This window comes from Pseudomonas sp. c313 (assembly GCF_055407145.1).
The window spans coordinates 792,766-808,612 of sequence record NZ_JBUZRD010000003.1 but is presented as its reverse complement, the minus strand read 5'-3'; the positions used below and the strand labels follow the sequence as shown (position 1 = coordinate 808,612).

The following is a 15,847-nucleotide window of genomic DNA, read 5'->3' as shown; positions in this document are numbered from 1 at the left end:
GAGAGCCGTATGAAGCAGACGCAGTACGTGGCCCGCGAGCCCGACGCGCAAGGTTTTATCCAGTACCCGCCCGAAGAACATGCGGTGTGGAACACCCTGATCACTCGCCAACTGAAAGTGATCGAAGGCCGTGCCTGCCAGGAATACCTGGACGGCATCGACAAGCTCGGCCTGCCCCACGACCGCATTCCGCAACTGGCGGACATCAACAAGGTGCTGGGGGAAACCACCGGCTGGCAAGTCGCCCGCGTGCCGGCACTGATCCCCTTCCAGACGTTCTTCGAATTGCTCGCCAACAAGCAGTTTCCGGTGGCGACTTTTATTCGTACCCGTGAAGAACTGGATTACCTGCAAGAACCGGATATTTTCCACGAGATCTTCGGACACTGCCCACTGCTGACCAACCCTTGGTTCGCCGAATTTACCCACACCTACGGCAAGCTTGGCCTGGCTGCCACCAAGGAACAGCGGGTGTACCTGGCGCGCCTGTACTGGATGACCATCGAGTTTGGCATGGTGGACACGCCTGAAGGCCGGCGCATCTACGGCGGCGGCATCCTGTCCTCGCCGAAAGAAAGCGTTTACTGCCTGTCGGATGAACCCGAGCATCAAGCCTTCGACCCGCTGGAAGCCATGCGCACGCCCTATCGCATCGACATCCTGCAGCCGCTGTACTTCGTATTGCCCAACCTCAAGCGCCTGTTTGAAGTGGCGCAGGAAGACATCATGGGCATGGTCGAGCGCGGTATGCAGTTGGGCCTACATGCGCCCCTGTTCCCTCCAAAACCGGTCCAACCCAAGCACAAGGCGGCGTGACACGTGCCTTTTGCGGCCAGGTGAGTCTGTTCCCTGGCCCCGCGTTGCTTTAGGGTGACGCCACTGACGACCGTTTTCCAAACACTCGATTTCAGGAATCCCCACATGAACACGTTGAACCAAGCCCACTGCGAAGCCTGCCGCGCCGATGCCCCGCAAGTCAGCGACGAAGAACTGCCGGTACTGATCAAGCAGATCCCCGACTGGAACATCGAAGTACGCGACGGCGTGATGCAGCTGGAAAAGGTCTTCCTGTTCAAGAATTTCAAATTCGCCCTGGCCTTCACCAACGCCGTGGGCGTCATCTCCGAGGCCGAAGGTCACCACCCCGGCCTACTCACTGAATGGGGCAAAGTCACCGTGACCTGGTGGAGCCACTCCATCAAGGGCCTGCACCGCAACGACTTCATCATGGCCGCGCGCACTGACGAAGTGGCCAAGGATGCCGAGGGCCGCAAGTAATGCACTTCACTGCCATTGGCCGAGTGCCTGGGGACCCGATCCTCGGGTTGATGGAGTCCTATGCCAAGGACCCCAGCCCGCAAAAGTTCGACCTGGGCGTGGGCGTCTACAAGGATGCTCAGGGGCTGACGCCGATTCTGCGTTCAGTGAAGCTGGCCGAACAGCGCCTGGTGGACCAGCAAACCACCAAGACCTACATCGGCGGCCATGGCGATGCAGCGTTCGGCAAGCTGATCAATAAGTTGGTGCTGGGCGCCGACTCGCCGCTGCTGCGCGAACGCCGTGCCGGCGCGACCCAGACCCCAGGCGGCACCGGCGCGCTGCGCCTGAGCGCCGACTTTATCGCCCACAGCCTGCCCGGTCGCGGCGTGTGGCTGAGCAACCCGACCTGGCCGATCCACGAAACCATCTTCGCCAAGGCCGGGCTCAAGGTCAGCCACTACCCGTACGTGGGCAGTGACAACCGCCTGGATGTTGCGGCGATGTTGGCTACCTTGGCCAGCGTGCCCAAGGGCGACGTGGTGCTGTTGCACGCCTGCTGTCACAACCCCACCGGTTTCGACCTGTCCCAGGACGACTGGCGCCAGGTGCTGGAGATCGTCCGCGAGCGCGAGCTGCTGCCGCTGATCGACTTTGCCTACCAGGGGTTTGGTGATGGCCTGGAGCAAGACGCGTGGGCCGTGCGCTTGTTCGCTGCCGAGTTACCTGAGCTGCTGATCACCAGTTCCTGCTCAAAGAATTTCGGTTTGTACAGCGACCGTGTCGGCTCGCTGATTGTCTGCGCAGGCGATGCTGAAAAGCTGCTGGATGTGCGCAGCCAACTGGCATTTATTGCCCGCAACCTGTGGTCGACGCCGCCGGATCATGGTGCAGCCGTAGTCGCCACAATCCTGGGTGATGCCGAGCTGAAAGCGCTGTGGAGCGAGGAAGTCGAAGCCATGCGCCTGCGGATCGCGCAATTGCGCTCCGGGCTGGTGGAGGCCTTGGCGCCTCATGGGCTGTCAGAGCGTTTTGCCCATATCGGCGTGCAACGCGGGATGTTTTCCTATACCGGCTTGAGCGCCGATCAGGTGAAAGAACTGCGCGAGAAGCACAGCGTGTATATGGTCAATTCGGGGCGGGCGAACGTTGCCGGAATTGATGAAACGCGCCTGACACTGTTGGCTGACGCGATTGCGGATGTGTGCCACTCCTGAGAGCGGCTCGATTTAGTGTGGCGGGCTGTGTGGCGAGCAGCCAAGCCCACATCTGTTTGCGTCCGGCCATAAAACTGTGATCTACCCCGCCACCATCTCCGCCTTGAGCTGCGCCTCTTTGGCCTGGGCATCGGCCAACCGATACAGCTCGATATGCCCATCCCAGTGCTCGATCAACGCCGTGCAAGACTCCACCCAATCCCCGCAGTTGAGGTAGTCCACCTCCCCTACCTTGCGGATCTCCGCGTGGTGGATATGCCCGCACACCACACCGTGCAACTCGCGCTTGGTCACTTCATGGGCGATGGCTTCTTCGAAGTCGCTGATAAAGCTGACAGCAGTTTTCACCTTGTGCTTGAGGTAGGCCGACAGCGACCAGTAGCCATAACCGTAGCGCGCCCGCCAGTGGTTCAGCCAGCGATTGAGGGTCAGGGTGAATTCGTAGGCGGAGTCACCAAGGAACGCCAGCCAACGGTGGTAACGGGTGATCACGTCAAACTGATCGCCATGGATCACCAGCAAGTGACGACCATCGGCGGTGACGTGCACCGCCTCGTCCACCAACTGGATATTGCCCAGGATCAGCTTGGAATAACGCCGCAGGAATTCATCATGGTTGCCCGTGACGTAGATCACCTCGGTACCGCGCTTGCTCATGGTCAGCAAGCGGCGGATCACGTTGGTATGGGCCTGGGGCCAATACATGCCGCCACGTAGTTTCCAGCCGTCGATGATGTCGCCAACCAGGTACACCCGGTCGGCGTGGTAGCCCTTGAGAAACTGCGACAGGTGCTCGGCCTGGCAATCCCGAGTGCCCAGGTGCACGTCGGAAATCCACAGGGTACGGACCCGTTGCTTACGGCTGGGTTTGGCGAGCTCGGCGCTGGTCATGGGCATACCTCAACGGTGTTTTCGCGAGCTTGCTCCCTGGCGATTAATAGCCCATGACAGTCGTGCGTCAGTCTGATGACAGCGCTCATTGGGCACCCGGCCATGTAAACTGCCTGCCTGCCCAGGAGACTGCGATGAGACCGACACTCACGCTACGCCACTACACCCACGACCTGATTGCCCATAGCCACGACCATGCGCAACTGGTGTTCGCCCTGGCCGGCCGCCTGGATTTCGACGTGGAAGGTGTAAGTGGCGAGATCCGCCCGCAAGGGGTCATGGTCCTGCCATTCTCGGCCCATCACGCCTGCGGCAGTCCCCAAGGCAGTCATTGCCTGGTGCTCGATGTGCCCGACGAACAATGGCTGGTGCAGTCCCTTGGCGATCATGCCGACGCCAGTCGGCGCCTGCTGGACCAGCCGTCACGGGTGGCGCTGGATGCCCGGCAAGGCCAGTTGGTGCAGTGGCTGGCGAGCAGCCCGCTGGATGATCCGCTGATCGCCCAGCAAGGCGCCGTCTTGTTGCTGGCCAGCCTCAATGGCCAGGCGCCAAGCGACAGCCGGCGGCTGCCTTATGCGGCGTTCAATGCCCATATCGACCAACACGCGGCACACCCGCTGCAAGTCGCCGACCTGGCGCGGATGGCCAATCTATCCGTCGCACGGCTGCATGCACGCTTTGTCACCGAGTGCGGGCAAACGCCCATGGACTACATCCGCAGCCGGCGCTTGCAGATGGCCCGTGGACTGTTGCGCGACAGTCACCTACCCATCGGCGAGATTGCCGCGCAGGTCGGCTATGGTTCACAAAGCGCCTTTTCGGCAGCGGTGTTGCGTGAGTTCGGTGAATCCCCCGGCGCCTTGCGACGCCGCTAGTCCTGCGACAAAACCTGCGAGTCCGACGACAGACGCCAAACGCTGTAACCCTCTAGACTGGCCGCCTGTCCGCTCACTGACCAAGGATCACAATGACTCCGCGCACTGCCCTCGGCGCCCTGCATATCGGCGCATTGATGTTTGGCCTCACCGGCGTCTTCGGCAAACTCGCCGCGGCCTCCCCGGCCATTATCGTGTTTGGCCGCGCCGCGTTCGCCGTGATCGCCCTGACAGTGTTCGCCCGTTTTGCCAGCAACACTCCCTGGCAGAAGCTGAAAACCGGCGATTTGCGGCGCCTGCTGCTCAGCGGCTTGTTGCTGGCCGGCCATTGGGTAAGCTTCTTTATTGCCGTGAAAGTGGCTGGTGTGGCGATTGCGACGCTGGGATTTGCCACCTTCCCGGCATTCACGGTGATCCTCGAAGGGCTGATCTTTCGCGAGCGAATCCGCGCCAATGAAATCGTTCTGGTGGTGTTGGTCAGCGTCGGCCTGGTGCTGGTCACGCCGGATTTCGATCTCGCCAGCCAAGCCACCAACGGCTTGATCTGGGCCGTCGGTTCCGGCTTGCTGTTCTCGCTGCTGTCGCTGAACAACCGCGCCAGTGGCCGCATCCCGCCGGTGCAGGCAGCCTTGTGCCAGAACGTCGTCGTGGCGCTGTGCCTATTGCCGGCGGCCGCCCCAGGCCTGACCGAAGTACGTGCCCTGGATTGGTTGTGGATTGGTCTGTTGGGGGTGTTCTGCACCGGCCTGGCCCACAGCCTGTTTGTCGCCAGCCTCGCGGTGCTCAAGGCGCGCACAGCGGCAGTGGTATTCGCCATGGAACCGGTGTACGGCATCACCATGGCCTGGCTGCTGTTTGGTGAAAACCCAACCCTGCGCATGCTGATGGGCGGCGCGCTGATCATCCTTGCCATCGTCGTCTCAGGCCTGATGAGTCGCCCCGAAAAGGCCAAACAGCCCGCTGCGCCGGCCTGATCTATACTTTTCCTATCCGTAACAGTCTGTCGTCGTTCACGGATACAGACTCCTCGACGACAGCCATGGTTCTTTGAAGTTGCTGCATGCGAGTGGTCACTCCATCAACGCTATGCAGGAGTTTCACCATGGACATGTTCATCAGCCTGATGATCCAAATCATCAGCGGCGCCGTCGGCGGCAATCTGGCCGGTTTGAGCAAGCAAGGCCTGGGCACCACGCTCAATACGGTTGTCGGCGGTGTCGGCGGCCTGGTACTGGGTCAGATACTCGCCGCGGTCACGGGAGATCCCGCTGCAGCACCCGGCGGTGCACTGGATATTGCAGCAGTCGGCAGCAACATTGTCGGCGGTGGTGTGGGCGGTTTGATCCTGACGTTTGTGGTCGGTTGGATCAAAAACAAGATGGCGACCAAATAGCCACCTATCGATACAGGCCACTGCCCGCCCATCAGTGACAGTGGCTTCTATTGAGTACGGTCGTTGTGCCCAAGATCCCGTTGCGGATCGATCTGGTCACGCACTCGCTGCTTAAGCACCTTGGCTTCCGGGAAGCCGCCGTCCGCCTTGCGCTCCCAGATTTGCACGCCGTCGCAGGTGATGCGAAACGCGCCACCGGTGGCCGGTTCCAGCGCCACTTTGCCCAGGTCATCGGCAAAGGTACTCAACAGTTCTTGAGCCAGCCACGCCGCGCGCAGCAGCCACTGACATTGCGTGCAATAGGTGATGACAATCTCGGGTTTGGGCGCGGACATGAAATGACTGGCTCCTGAGGTAATGGGATCGGCGGATCGGGTGGCTATAATACCGACCTTTATCGTCCAGCCCCGAGATTGATGATGCGCCGCCTGTTGTCCTGCCTGTTGCTGTGCCTGCTCCCCGTCCTTGTGCAAGCTGTTGAGACACCGCGCCCGAAGATCGGCCTGGTGCTTTCCGGTGGCGCCGCCCGTGGCCTGGCCCACATTGGCGTGCTCAAGGCTCTGGAAGAACAAGGCATCCACATTGATGCCATTGCCGGCACCAGCATGGGCGCGGTGATTGGCGGGCTATATGCCTCAGGCTACAAGATCGACGAGTTGGAAAAGCTGGCGCTGAACATCGACTGGAAGCTGGCACTCTCCGATGCACCACCTCGGGAGGACGTACCGTTCCGGCGCAAGCAGGATGATCGGGATTTCTTGGTCAAACAAAAACTCAGCTTTCGCGACGACGGCAGCCTCGGCCTGCCATTGGGTGTAATCCAGGGCCAGAACCTGGCGCTGCTACTGGAAAGCATGTTCGCCCACAGCAGCAACACTCGGGACTTCGACAAGCTGCCAATTCCGTTTCGGGCGGTCGCGACCGATATCACCAGCGGCGAAAAAGTGGTGTTTCGTAAAGGCCACCTGCCGCAAGTGATCCGCGCCAGCATGTCGATCCCCGCCGTGTTCGCCCCGGTGGAACTGGACGGCCGACTGCTGGTGGACGGCGGCATGACCGACAACATCCCGTTGGATGTGGCGCGGGAGATGGGCGTCGACATCGCCATTGTGGTGGACATCGGCACGCCGCTGCGCACCCGCAAGCAACTGGCGACGGTGGTGGATGTGCTCAACCAGTCCATCACCCTGATGACCCGGCGCAACTCCGAAGAACAACTCAAGGCCCTGCATCCGCGCGATGTGTTGATCCAACCGTCGCTGGCCGCTTATGGCGTGACGGATTTCGGTCGAGCCAAGGACATGATCGACGCCGGCTACCGCGCCACCCGCGCCCTCGACGCACGCCTGTCGAGGCTGCGGCCCGCCGAGTCGGTCGACGCCGAGTTGGTGGCCGCACGCACACCTGGCCAGCGCAACCCAGTGATCACCGCGATCAAGGTGGAGAATGACTCGAAAGTCGGCGACGACGTCATCCGCTACTACATCCGCCAACCCATCGGCGAACGCCTGGACCTGGGCCGCCTGCAAGCGGACATGGGCACCTTGTACGGCCTGGACTACTTCGAGCAGGTGCAATATCGCGTCGTGAAAAAGGGCAAGGAGAATACCTTGGTGATCAGCGCGCGCGGTAAACGCAGCGGCACCGATTACCTGCGCCTGGGCCTCAACCTTTCCGATGACATGCGCGGCGACAGCGCCTTCAACCTCGGCGCCAGCTACCGGATCAACGGCATCAACCGCCTCGGCGCCGAATGGCTGACACGCGTGCAGATTGGTGATCGGCAGGAGTTGTACAGCGAGTTCTATCAGCCGATGGACACCGGCTCGCGCTACTTCGTCGCACCCTATATCAGCGCCGAAGCGCAGAACGTCGAGCTGATTGAAGATAACAATCCGATCTCGGAGTACCGCCTGGAACGTTATGGTTTTGGCCTCAACGTCGGCCGGCAGATCGGCAACAGCGGCGAGATCCGCTTCGGTGTCGGCGAAGCCTGGGGAAAGGCCGATGTGCGCATTGGTGATCGCGACTTGCCGAGCGTCAGCTTCAGTGAGGGCTTCTATGAACTGAAGTACTCCTTCGACTCTCTGGACAACGTCTACTTCCCCCACACGGGCGAAGACATCGGCCTGGCCTTCCGTGAATTCGAACCAGGCCTGGGTTCCGACCAGAGCTATCGCCAGTGGGAGTTCAAGCTGGACAAGGCCATGAGCCACGGGCCAGACACACTGGTTCTAGGCGGTCGTTATGGGCGCACTCTGGACAACTCGGACGTGGTGATTTCCAGCTTCCTGCTGGGCGGTGCGCGGCAGCTGTCGGGCTTTCGCCAGGACGCGATTGCCGGGCAGAACATCAGCCTGATGCGGGCGGTCTATTATCGCCGCCTGACGCCACGTTCGTACCTGCCGCTGGACTTCCCGCTGTACCTGGGCGCGTCCCTGGAACGGGGGCGCGCGTGGAACAACGACAATGAATTCGACAGCGGCTACATCAATGCCGCGAGTATTTTCCTCGGGTTTGATACGCCGCTGGGGCCGTTGAACTTCAGCTATGGATTTAACGATGACAATCAGAAGGCGCTGTATCTGAATCTGGGGCAGACGTTCTGACTTTCTGTGGCGAGAGGCTCGCCACTGGGCTCAGGGTTTTTCCAGATTCGCCAGGATGTGCCCGTGAACTCGCATGCACACCCGCAAATCATCTTCGTCGACACCAGCAAACAGTTCATGACGCAGGGCTGTGGCGATGGTTTCGATTTGCTCAATCAAAGGGCGGGCGGTATCACACAGCACGATGCGTTTGGCCCGACGGTCTTCGAGTACCGCCTGGCGTTGTACCAGGCCCTGGTTTTCCAGGCTGTCGAGCAAGCGAGCCAGGGTCGGCCCTTCAACCCCGACGCTTTGCGCCAGCTCGCGCTGGGTAGGTGCGTCTTCGAAACGGGCCAGGTGCAGCAGCACCAGCCAGCGCGCCTGGGACAGACCTAGGCCAGCCAGACGGCGATCCAGCTCGGCACGCCAACCTCGGGACATCTGCGCCAGCTGCATGCCAAAACGGTGTTGATCAGTTAACGGCATAAAAAACTCATGGATTAGACTAAAAAAAAAGTATTGCTAATTATTAGTCAGCTAAGCATGACCCATGACAGTAGGCAAGGCTTGGTATGTACTGACTCCTTACAATGTCGCAATTGACACATTAAATCTCGAATTCCGACTGCAAAGCGGCCCTGACGCAGTACAAAACACCCTCGGGAACCCGCCCGGTAAACAGCGGTGATATCTCGGAAACGGGTGGCAACTCGCCTTCTCCGTCGAGGAAGGCGTCCTGGATTTCGCCGAGCAAATCTTCCGGCAAATCAAGGGCCTGCTCCAGGGACAGTTGCTGCTTGCCGATGGACTCAGCGAGCAGTGTGTAGACGTTTTTTTCCGAGCATTGCAACTGCCCAGCGATCTGGATCGGGGTCATGCCGGCGCGAGCCAGACTGATCAACTCATGACGAATATCGGCGATTTCTTTCGGCGCTTCGACCTGGCCGCCGAGGACTTCGAGGAACGCCTGGCCATAACGCTCCAGCTTGCGCGCGCCGACGCCACTGACCCTGGCCATTTCCGCTAGGGTGGTGGGTTGTTCGCGGAGCATTTCCAGCAAGGTGGAGTCGGGAAAGATAACGTAAGGCGGCACGCTGTGCTCCTGGGCCAGCTTGCGCCGCAAGGTACGCAGGGCTTCCCACTGCTCGCGCTCCTCGCCACGCACCAATTGGCTGGCCTGGCTGGTGCTGGTTTTCGCGGTGGTTTGTGGCTTGAGGTCGCGGCGCAGCTCCAGGCTGACTTCACCCTTGAGCAGCGGCCGGCAACTGTCGTTCAGACGCAAACCGCCGTAGCCTTCCAGGTCGATATCCACCAGGCCACGGGCGACCATCTGCCGGAACAGCGAGCGCCATTCGCCTTCGGCCCGCGCCTTGCCCACGCCGTACACCGACAGGTGCTGATGGCCAAAACTGCGGACCTTTTCGTTGTCCTTGCCCAGCAACACGTCCACCAGATGGCCGACGCCGTAACGCTGGCCGGTGCGGTAGATGGCCGACAACCCCTGGCGCGCAGGCTCGGTGGCATCCCAGGTCTGCACGCCGTCCACGCAGTTGTCACAGTGACCACAAGGCTTGGGCATGTCTTCGTCGAAATAGGCGAGTACGGTCTGACGGCGGCAGCGGGTTTCTTCGCACAGCGACAACATTGCGTCGAGTTTGTGCTGTTCCAGGCGCTTGTGGCGTTCATCGCCTTCGGAGTTCTGCAGCATCTGCTTGAGCATCACCACGTCTTGCAGGCCATAGACCATCCAGGCATCGGCCGGCAGACCATCACGGCCGGCGCGACCGGTTTCCTGGTAGTACGCCTCAAGGGACTTGGGCAAATCCATATGGGCGACGAAACGCACGTTGGATTTGTCGATACCCATGCCGAAAGCGATGGTGGCGACCATGATCAGGCCTTCCTCGTTGAGGAAGCGCTTCTGGTGGTAGGCGCGCAACTCATTGGGCAAGCCGGCGTGGTACGGCAGCGCGGGGTAACCCTGTTCACAGAGGAACGCGGCCACTTCGTCGACTTTCTTGCGCGACAGGCAATAGACGATGCCTGCGTCGCTACGTCGCTCCGAGAGAAAGGCCAGCAACTGCTTGCGCGGCTGTTCCTTGGGCACAATGCGATAAAAGATGTTGGGCCGGTCGAAGCTGGAAAGGAAACGCTCGGCATCCTGCAAATGCAGGCGCTCGACGATTTCTTCACGGGTGCGCTTGTCGGCGGTGGCGGTCAGGGCGATGCGCGGGACGTTGGGAAACAGTTCCGCCAACTGCCCCAATTGCAGGTATTCGCGACGGAAATCGTGGCCCCATTGAGATACACAGTGGGCTTCGTCGATGGCGAACAGGGCGATTTCCAGGCTCTGCAAGAACGCCAGCATTCGCGGTTGGACCAGGCGTTCGGGGGCCAGGTAAAGCATCTTCACTTCGCCACGCTTGATGCGCACGGCAAGATCACGCTGCTGTTCGGCGCTCAATGTGGAATTCAATGCCGCAGCGGCAACGCCAAGTTCTTCAAGGGTCGCCACCTGATCGTCCATCAAGGCGATCAACGGCGACACCACCACGGCGAGCCCATCGCGCAGCAACGCTGGCACCTGGAAACACAAGGACTTGCCGCCGCCGGTAGGCATCAATACCAGAGCATCACCGCCATTGGCCACGCGCTCAATGATTGCACCCTGGCGGCCACGAAAACTGTCGTAGCCGAAGATGTCCTTGAGGACGCGTTGAGCCTGTTCAAGCATGAAAAACTCCAAATATCGCCGAAATCCCTCTGTACAGGCTGGCCGAAAAAGCGCGTCTCGACGGGAAATAATCCGTAAGCGAACTTTTCCCGCTGCGCCGCTTGGCCTGCAGGGGCATCACAAAACGCGGCAGTATACCCGAGCACCACCCGGCAAAGGGCGACGCTGACGAATAGCGACCCGATTGAAAACCTGGCAAATATGCACAGCGACTGGCCTGGGCGCTCAAGAAGGCCTAGAATTCAGCATCGTTTATTCCCAAGGTAACCCGTCAATGTCCTTCGCTGAGCAACTAACCCGCCTGCAAGCCTTCCTCGATGCCGACGAGCTGCATGACGAGGCGCTGGACTACGTCGCCGCCCACGGCTACCTGACCGCCCTGTCGATCTGCTCCGAAGTGGTTCCCGAACGTGAATGGATCGACGCGCTGTTCTCCGAAGAGCCTCATTACCGTGACGACGCCGAGCGCGCAGAAATCGAAGCCACCCTGCTGGCCCTCAAGGCCCACATCGGCCGTCAACTGGCTTCCGATGAGGAATTCGAGCTGCCATGCGACCTGGACCTGGGCGAAGAACCGGATGATTCCGATCTGCGCGGCTGGTGCATTGGCTTTATGGAAGGTGTGTTCCTGCGCGAAGCCGCCTGGTTCGAAACCGCCGAGGAAGAAGTCAGCGAAATGCTGCTGCCGATCATGGTCGGTTCCGGCCTGTTCGACGATCAGCCTGAGTTCGCTGACATCGCCACCGACGCCAATTTGATGGACGACATGGTCGTTCAAATCCCGGAAGCGCTGACCGCCCTGTACCTGCTGTGCAACGCACCTGACGAAAAACCGGCGATCCTCAAACCTCGCCACCACTGAGTCCGTTGCCCGTGGCCCCCATGGGCAACCGTTCCCTGCTCGTGCGTTACGTTCTGCTGGCCATCGGCTGGCTGAGCGTAGTGCTCGGGGTCATCGGGATTTTCCTGCCGGTCTTGCCGACCACCCCCTTTCTACTGCTGGCTGCCGCCTGCTTCGCCCGAAGTTCACCGCGCTTCTACCAATGGCTGGTGGAGCACCCGCGGCTGGGCCCGTGGGTTCGTGATTACCTGGATGGCAACGGCATTCCGCTCAAGGGCAAGGTATATGCCATTGGGGTGATGTGGCTGAGCATCGGGTTTTCCTGCTATCTGGTGCCACTGCCTTGGGCCCGCGGGTTCATGTTGACCAGTGCGGTGCTGGTGACTCTCTATATCCTGCGACAGAAAACCCTGCCCCGACGCTGATACTCAATTGACAAAGCTTGCACACGACCTTGGTCGACACTGACTAACCCCAGGCATCATGCGAGACTGTCCGTCCTGGGCCTGGAATGCCCGGGTGTTCTTATGTCCGGAGTTCTCATGACGCTGTCCAGCGGGCTGATCGCCGCCGTTGCCCTGGCCTATATGGCCATTATGTTTGCCATTGCCTTCTATGGTGACCGCCGCCGCACGCCGCTGCCACCGCGGGTGCGTGCCTGGGTGTATAGCCTGTCGCTGGCCGTCTATTGCACCAGTTGGACCTTCTTCGGCGCGGTCGGCCAGGCGGCCGAACAGTTGTGGGCGTTTTTACCGATTTACCTGGGTCCGGTGCTGTTGCTGGTGTTGGCACCCTGGGTGCTGCAAAAGATGATATTGATCAGCAAGCAGGAGAACATCACCTCCATCGCCGACTTTATCGCCGCCCGCTATGGCAAGTCCCAGTCCCTGGCGGTGGTGGTGGCACTGATCTGCCTGGTGGGCGTGCTGCCGTACATTGCCCTGCAACTCAAAGGCATCGTGCTGGGAGTGAACCTGCTGATCGGTGCCGGCGCCGATGCCACCGGCACCCGGGCCCAGGACACCGCGCTGATCGTGTCGCTGGTGCTGGCGCTGTTCACCATTGTCTTCGGTACTCGCAACCTCGATGCCACGGAACACCACCGCGGCATGGTGCTGGCGATTGCCTTTGAATCCCTGGTCAAACTGTTCGCGTTCCTCGCTGTTGGCGCCTTTGTTACCTATGGCCTGTATGACGGTTTTGATGATTTGTTCAGCCAGGCAATGCTTGCGCCACGGCTAGAGGAGTACTGGAAAGAGACCATCAACTGGCCGTCGATGGTGGTCCAGACCGGCGTGGCAATGATGGCGATCATCTGCCTGCCCCGACAGTTCCACGTCACCGTGGTGGAAAATATCGACCCTCAGGATTTGCGCCTGGCCAAGTGGGTGTTCCCCGCGTATCTGGTGCTGGCCGCGCTGTTCGTGGTGCCGATTGCCCTGGGTGGGAAAATGCTGCTGCCGGGTTCGGTACTGCCCGACTCCTATGTGATCAGCCTGCCCCTGGCCGAAGCCCATCCGGCCCTGGCGCTGCTGGCCTTTATCGGGGGGGCTTCGGCGGCGACCGGCATGGTGATCGTGGCCAGTGTCGCGCTGTCGACCATGGTCTCCAACGATATGCTGCTGCCATGGTTGCTGCGCCGTACCAACGCCGAACGCCCATTCGAAGCGTTCCGCCACTGGATGCTCTCGGTGCGCCGGGTCAGTATCGTCATCATTCTCCTGCTGGCGTACGTCAGCTACCGCCTGCTGGGCTCCACCGCAAGCCTGGCGACCATCGGCCAGATTGCCTTTGCCGCTGTCACCCAACTGGCGCCAGCGATGCTTGGTGCGCTGTATTGGAAACAGGCCAACCGCCGTGGGGTGTTTGCCGGATTGGCGGCAGGAACATTCCTGTGGTTCTACACCTTAGTACTGCCGATTGCGGCCCACAGCCTGGGTTGGTCACTGAGTATCTTCCCTGGCCTGAGCTGGCTGCATGGCAACCCGCTGGGACTGCCGATCACGCCACTGACCCAAGGCGTGGTGCTGTCCCTGGCCGGTAACTTCACGCTCTTTGCCTGGGTTTCTGTGTTGTCGCGCACACGGGTCTCCGAACACTGGCAGGCAGGCCGATTTATCGGCCAGGAAACCAGTCAGCGCGCCAGTACGCGCTCCATGCTCTCGGTGCAGATCAACGACCTGCTCAGCCTGGCCGCCCGCTTCGTCGGTGAAGAACGGGCGCAACAGAGCTTTATCCGCTTCGCCTATCGCCAAGGCAAAGGCTTCAACCCTAACCAGAACGCTGACAACGACTGGATCGCCCACACCGAGCGGCTGCTGGCCGGTGTGCTGGGCGCCTCCTCGACCCGAGCGGTGGTGAAAGCGGCCATTGAAGGCCGGGAAATGCAGCTTGAAGACGTCGTACGAATCGCCGACGAAGCCTCAGAAGTGCTGCAGTTCAACCGGGCGCTGTTGCAGGGCGCCATTGAAAACATCACCCAAGGCATCAGCGTGGTCGACCAGTCCCTCAAGCTGGTGGCCTGGAACCGTCGTTATCTGGAACTGTTCAATTACCCGGACGGACTGATCAGCGTCGGCCGGCCAATTGCCGACATTATTCGCTACAACGCCGAGCGCGGCCTGTGCGGTCCAGGGGAAGCCGAGGTGCATGTCGCCCGGCGCCTGCATTGGATGCGCCAAGGCCGCGCCCATACCTCGGAGCGTCTGTTCCCCAATGGCCGGGTGATCGAGCTGATTGGCAACCCGATGCCCGGCGGCGGTTTTGTCATGAGTTTCACCGACATCACCGCATTCCGCGAGGCCGAGCAAGCCTTGACCGAGGCCAACGAAGGCCTGGAGCAGCGCGTCACTGAACGCACCCATGAACTGTCGCAACTGAATGTCGCCCTGACCGATGCCAAAGGCGTCGCCGAATCGGCCAACCAGTCGAAAACAAGGTTCCTGGCGGCGGTCAGCCACGACCTGATGCAACCGCTGAACGCGGCACGGTTGTTCTCCGCCGCCCTCTCCCATCAGAACGACGGATTGTCGGGGGAAACCCGGCAACTGGTGCAGCATCTGGACAGCTCGCTGCGCTCGGCCGAAGACCTGATCAGCGACCTGCTGGACATCTCGCGCCTGGAAAACGGCAAGATCAATCCTCAGCGCCACCCCTTTGCCCTCAACGAGCTGTTTGACGCCTTGGGCGCCGAGTTCAAGGCATTGGCCCAGGAACAAAGCCTGGACTTCCGCGTGCGGGGCAGCCGCTTACGCGTCGACAGCGACATCAAGTTGCTGCGACGGGTTTTGCAGAATTTCCTGACCAACGCCTTCCGTTATGCCGATGGCCCGGTGCTGCTGGGGGTGCGGCGGCGCCGGGGAGAACTGTGCCTGGAGGTCTGGGACCGGGGGCCCGGCATCCCGCCAGACAAACAGAAAGTGATCTTCGAAGAGTTCAAGCGCCTGGACAGCCACCAGACCCGTGCCGAAAAGGGCCTGGGCCTTGGGCTGGCGATCGCCGACGGCTTGTGCCGGGTACTTGGCCACCGCTTGCGTGTGCGCTCATGGCCGGGCAAGGGCAGCGTATTCAGCGTCAGTGTGCCCCTGGCCCGGACGCAAACCAGCACACCGGTCCAGGCCGTACTGGAAAATGGCCAACCCATGAGTGGCGCCCAGGTGCTGTGCGTGGATAACGAAGACAGCATCCTCATCGGCATGCGCAGCTTGCTGACTCGCTGGGGTTGCCAGGTCTGGACCGCCCGTGACCAGGCGCAGTGCGTGGCGTTGCTGGCAGAAGGGATGCGACCGCAATTGGCCCTGGTGGATTACCACCTGGACCACGGCGAAACCGGTACTGAGTTGATGGGTTGGCTGCGAGCAGAGCTGGCGGCACCAATACCAGGCGTGGTGATCAGCGCCGATGGGCGCCCAGAGATGGTGGCTGAGGTGCATGCCGCGGGATTGGATTATTTGGCCAAACCGGTCAAGCCTGCGGCGCTTAGGGCGCTACTGAGTCGGCATTTGCCGCTTTAGCCAGGACACGCTGCCACACAAGCCACATATATTGACGG

14 protein-coding genes are annotated in these 15,847 nt (G+C 61.0%); 10 read left to right on the top strand and 4 right to left on the bottom strand.

Features of this window, described 5'->3' with window-relative positions; translation table 11 throughout:
• The first annotated feature begins 9 nt into the window (after positions 1-9).
• The 3 genes from phhA (at position 10) to ACZRKZ_RS13275 (ending at position 2,474) form a co-directional block, all read left to right on the top strand.
• A complete protein-coding gene (gene phhA, locus ACZRKZ_RS13285; protein ID WP_463969848.1) occupies positions 10-816 on the top strand; it encodes a phenylalanine 4-monooxygenase in 807 nt (268 codons plus the stop codon).
• A gap of 105 nt (positions 817-921) precedes the next feature.
• Positions 922-1,278: a 4a-hydroxytetrahydrobiopterin dehydratase gene (locus ACZRKZ_RS13280; RefSeq protein ID WP_463969847.1), complete on the top strand. Its 357-nt coding sequence runs from the start codon at positions 922-924 to the stop codon at positions 1,276-1,278.
• Positions 1,278-2,474 carry an amino acid aminotransferase gene (locus tag ACZRKZ_RS13275; RefSeq protein WP_463981801.1) on the top strand — a complete coding sequence of 399 codons (1,197 nt, stop codon included), beginning with the start codon at positions 1,278-1,280 and terminating at the stop codon, positions 2,472-2,474. The genes ACZRKZ_RS13280 and ACZRKZ_RS13275 overlap by 1 nt, the downstream gene beginning before the upstream one ends.
• A gap of 81 nt (positions 2,475-2,555) precedes the next feature.
• On the opposite strand, the gene ACZRKZ_RS13270 is transcribed toward ACZRKZ_RS13275, so the two are convergent.
• Complete coding sequence (locus tag ACZRKZ_RS13270) at positions 2,556-3,365, bottom strand: UDP-2,3-diacylglucosamine diphosphatase (protein WP_149412099.1); 810 nt, start codon at positions 3,363-3,365, stop codon at positions 2,556-2,558.
• A 134-nt stretch (positions 3,366-3,499) separates the two neighbouring features.
• Between ACZRKZ_RS13270 and ACZRKZ_RS13265 the strand changes: the two genes are divergently transcribed.
• The 3 genes from ACZRKZ_RS13265 to ACZRKZ_RS13255 all read left to right on the top strand — a co-directional run bounded on the left by ACZRKZ_RS13265 (position 3,500) and on the right by ACZRKZ_RS13255 (position 5,633).
• Positions 3,500-4,240, top strand: coding sequence for a helix-turn-helix transcriptional regulator (locus ACZRKZ_RS13265; RefSeq protein WP_463981800.1), 741 nt, complete (start codon positions 3,500-3,502; stop codon positions 4,238-4,240).
• A 92-nt stretch (positions 4,241-4,332) separates the two neighbouring features.
• Positions 4,333-5,214 (top strand): DMT family transporter, encoded by an 882-nt coding sequence (locus ACZRKZ_RS13260; protein WP_463981799.1) that lies wholly within the window; start codon positions 4,333-4,335, stop codon positions 5,212-5,214.
• Positions 5,215-5,342: 128 nt separating this feature from the next.
• Positions 5,343-5,633 (top strand): hypothetical protein, encoded by a 291-nt coding sequence (locus tag ACZRKZ_RS13255; RefSeq protein WP_463969843.1) that lies wholly within the window; start codon positions 5,343-5,345, stop codon positions 5,631-5,633.
• Between the two features lie 47 nt (positions 5,634-5,680).
• On the opposite strand, the gene ACZRKZ_RS13250 is transcribed toward ACZRKZ_RS13255, so the two are convergent.
• Positions 5,681-5,968: an Rdx family protein gene (locus ACZRKZ_RS13250; RefSeq protein ID WP_149412102.1), complete on the bottom strand. Its 288-nt coding sequence runs from the start codon at positions 5,966-5,968 to the stop codon at positions 5,681-5,683.
• Positions 5,969-6,052: 84 nt separating this feature from the next.
• On the opposite strand from ACZRKZ_RS13250, the gene ACZRKZ_RS13245 reads away from it, so the two are divergent.
• Positions 6,053-8,242 carry a patatin-like phospholipase family protein gene (locus tag ACZRKZ_RS13245; protein WP_463981798.1) on the top strand — a complete coding sequence of 730 codons (2,190 nt, stop codon included), beginning with the start codon at positions 6,053-6,055 and terminating at the stop codon, positions 8,240-8,242.
• Positions 8,243-8,272: 30 nt separating this feature from the next.
• On the opposite strand, the gene ACZRKZ_RS13240 is transcribed toward ACZRKZ_RS13245, so the two are convergent.
• Together ACZRKZ_RS13240 and recQ are read right to left on the bottom strand one after the other, a co-directional pair.
• Positions 8,273-8,707: a MarR family transcriptional regulator gene (locus tag ACZRKZ_RS13240; RefSeq protein WP_463981797.1), complete on the bottom strand. Its 435-nt coding sequence runs from the start codon at positions 8,705-8,707 to the stop codon at positions 8,273-8,275.
• Between the two features lie 121 nt (positions 8,708-8,828).
• Positions 8,829-10,955 carry a DNA helicase RecQ gene (gene recQ, locus ACZRKZ_RS13235; RefSeq protein WP_463969840.1) on the bottom strand — a complete coding sequence of 709 codons (2,127 nt, stop codon included), beginning with the start codon at positions 10,953-10,955 and terminating at the stop codon, positions 8,829-8,831.
• 274 nt (positions 10,956-11,229) lie between these two features.
• On the opposite strand from recQ, the gene ACZRKZ_RS13230 reads away from it, so the two are divergent.
• From ACZRKZ_RS13230 to ACZRKZ_RS13220, 3 genes are all read left to right on the top strand, one after another.
• Positions 11,230-11,817 carry a UPF0149 family protein gene (locus ACZRKZ_RS13230; protein ID WP_463969839.1) on the top strand — a complete coding sequence of 196 codons (588 nt, stop codon included), beginning with the start codon at positions 11,230-11,232 and terminating at the stop codon, positions 11,815-11,817.
• Positions 11,818-11,837: 20 nt separating this feature from the next.
• Positions 11,838-12,221: a YbaN family protein gene (locus ACZRKZ_RS13225; RefSeq protein ID WP_463981796.1), complete on the top strand. Its 384-nt coding sequence runs from the start codon at positions 11,838-11,840 to the stop codon at positions 12,219-12,221.
• Positions 12,222-12,338: 117 nt separating this feature from the next.
• A complete protein-coding gene (locus ACZRKZ_RS13220) occupies positions 12,339-15,809 on the top strand; it encodes a hybrid sensor histidine kinase/response regulator (RefSeq protein WP_463981795.1) in 3,471 nt (1,156 codons plus the stop codon).
• Positions 15,810-15,847 lie beyond the last annotated feature (38 nt).

What these genes read in the sequence shown, in the direction of transcription:
- phhA (WP_463969848.1), top strand. Translation starts at nt 10, where the DNA reads ATGAAGCAGACGCAGTACGTGGCCCGCGAGCCCGACGCGCAAGGTTTT.
- ACZRKZ_RS13280 (WP_463969847.1), top strand. Translation starts at nt 922, where the DNA reads ATGAACACGTTGAACCAAGCCCACTGCGAAGCCTGCCGCGCCGATGCC.
- ACZRKZ_RS13275 (WP_463981801.1), top strand. Translation starts at nt 1,278, where the DNA reads ATGCACTTCACTGCCATTGGCCGAGTGCCTGGGGACCCGATCCTCGGG.
- ACZRKZ_RS13270 (WP_149412099.1), bottom strand. Translation starts at nt 3,365, where the DNA reads ATGACCAGCGCCGAGCTCGCCAAACCCAGCCGTAAGCAACGGGTCCGT.
- ACZRKZ_RS13265 (WP_463981800.1), top strand. Translation starts at nt 3,500, where the DNA reads ATGAGACCGACACTCACGCTACGCCACTACACCCACGACCTGATTGCC.
- ACZRKZ_RS13260 (WP_463981799.1), top strand. Translation starts at nt 4,333, where the DNA reads ATGACTCCGCGCACTGCCCTCGGCGCCCTGCATATCGGCGCATTGATG.
- ACZRKZ_RS13255 (WP_463969843.1), top strand. Translation starts at nt 5,343, where the DNA reads ATGGACATGTTCATCAGCCTGATGATCCAAATCATCAGCGGCGCCGTC.
- ACZRKZ_RS13250 (WP_149412102.1), bottom strand. Translation starts at nt 5,968, where the DNA reads ATGTCCGCGCCCAAACCCGAGATTGTCATCACCTATTGCACGCAATGT.
- ACZRKZ_RS13245 (WP_463981798.1), top strand. Translation starts at nt 6,053, where the DNA reads ATGCGCCGCCTGTTGTCCTGCCTGTTGCTGTGCCTGCTCCCCGTCCTT.
- ACZRKZ_RS13240 (WP_463981797.1), bottom strand. Translation starts at nt 8,707, where the DNA reads ATGCCGTTAACTGATCAACACCGTTTTGGCATGCAGCTGGCGCAGATG.
- recQ (WP_463969840.1), bottom strand. Translation starts at nt 10,955, where the DNA reads ATGCTTGAACAGGCTCAACGCGTCCTCAAGGACATCTTCGGCTACGAC.
- ACZRKZ_RS13230 (WP_463969839.1), top strand. Translation starts at nt 11,230, where the DNA reads ATGTCCTTCGCTGAGCAACTAACCCGCCTGCAAGCCTTCCTCGATGCC.
- ACZRKZ_RS13225 (WP_463981796.1), top strand. Translation starts at nt 11,838, where the DNA reads ATGGGCAACCGTTCCCTGCTCGTGCGTTACGTTCTGCTGGCCATCGGC.
- ACZRKZ_RS13220 (WP_463981795.1), top strand. Translation starts at nt 12,339, where the DNA reads ATGACGCTGTCCAGCGGGCTGATCGCCGCCGTTGCCCTGGCCTATATG.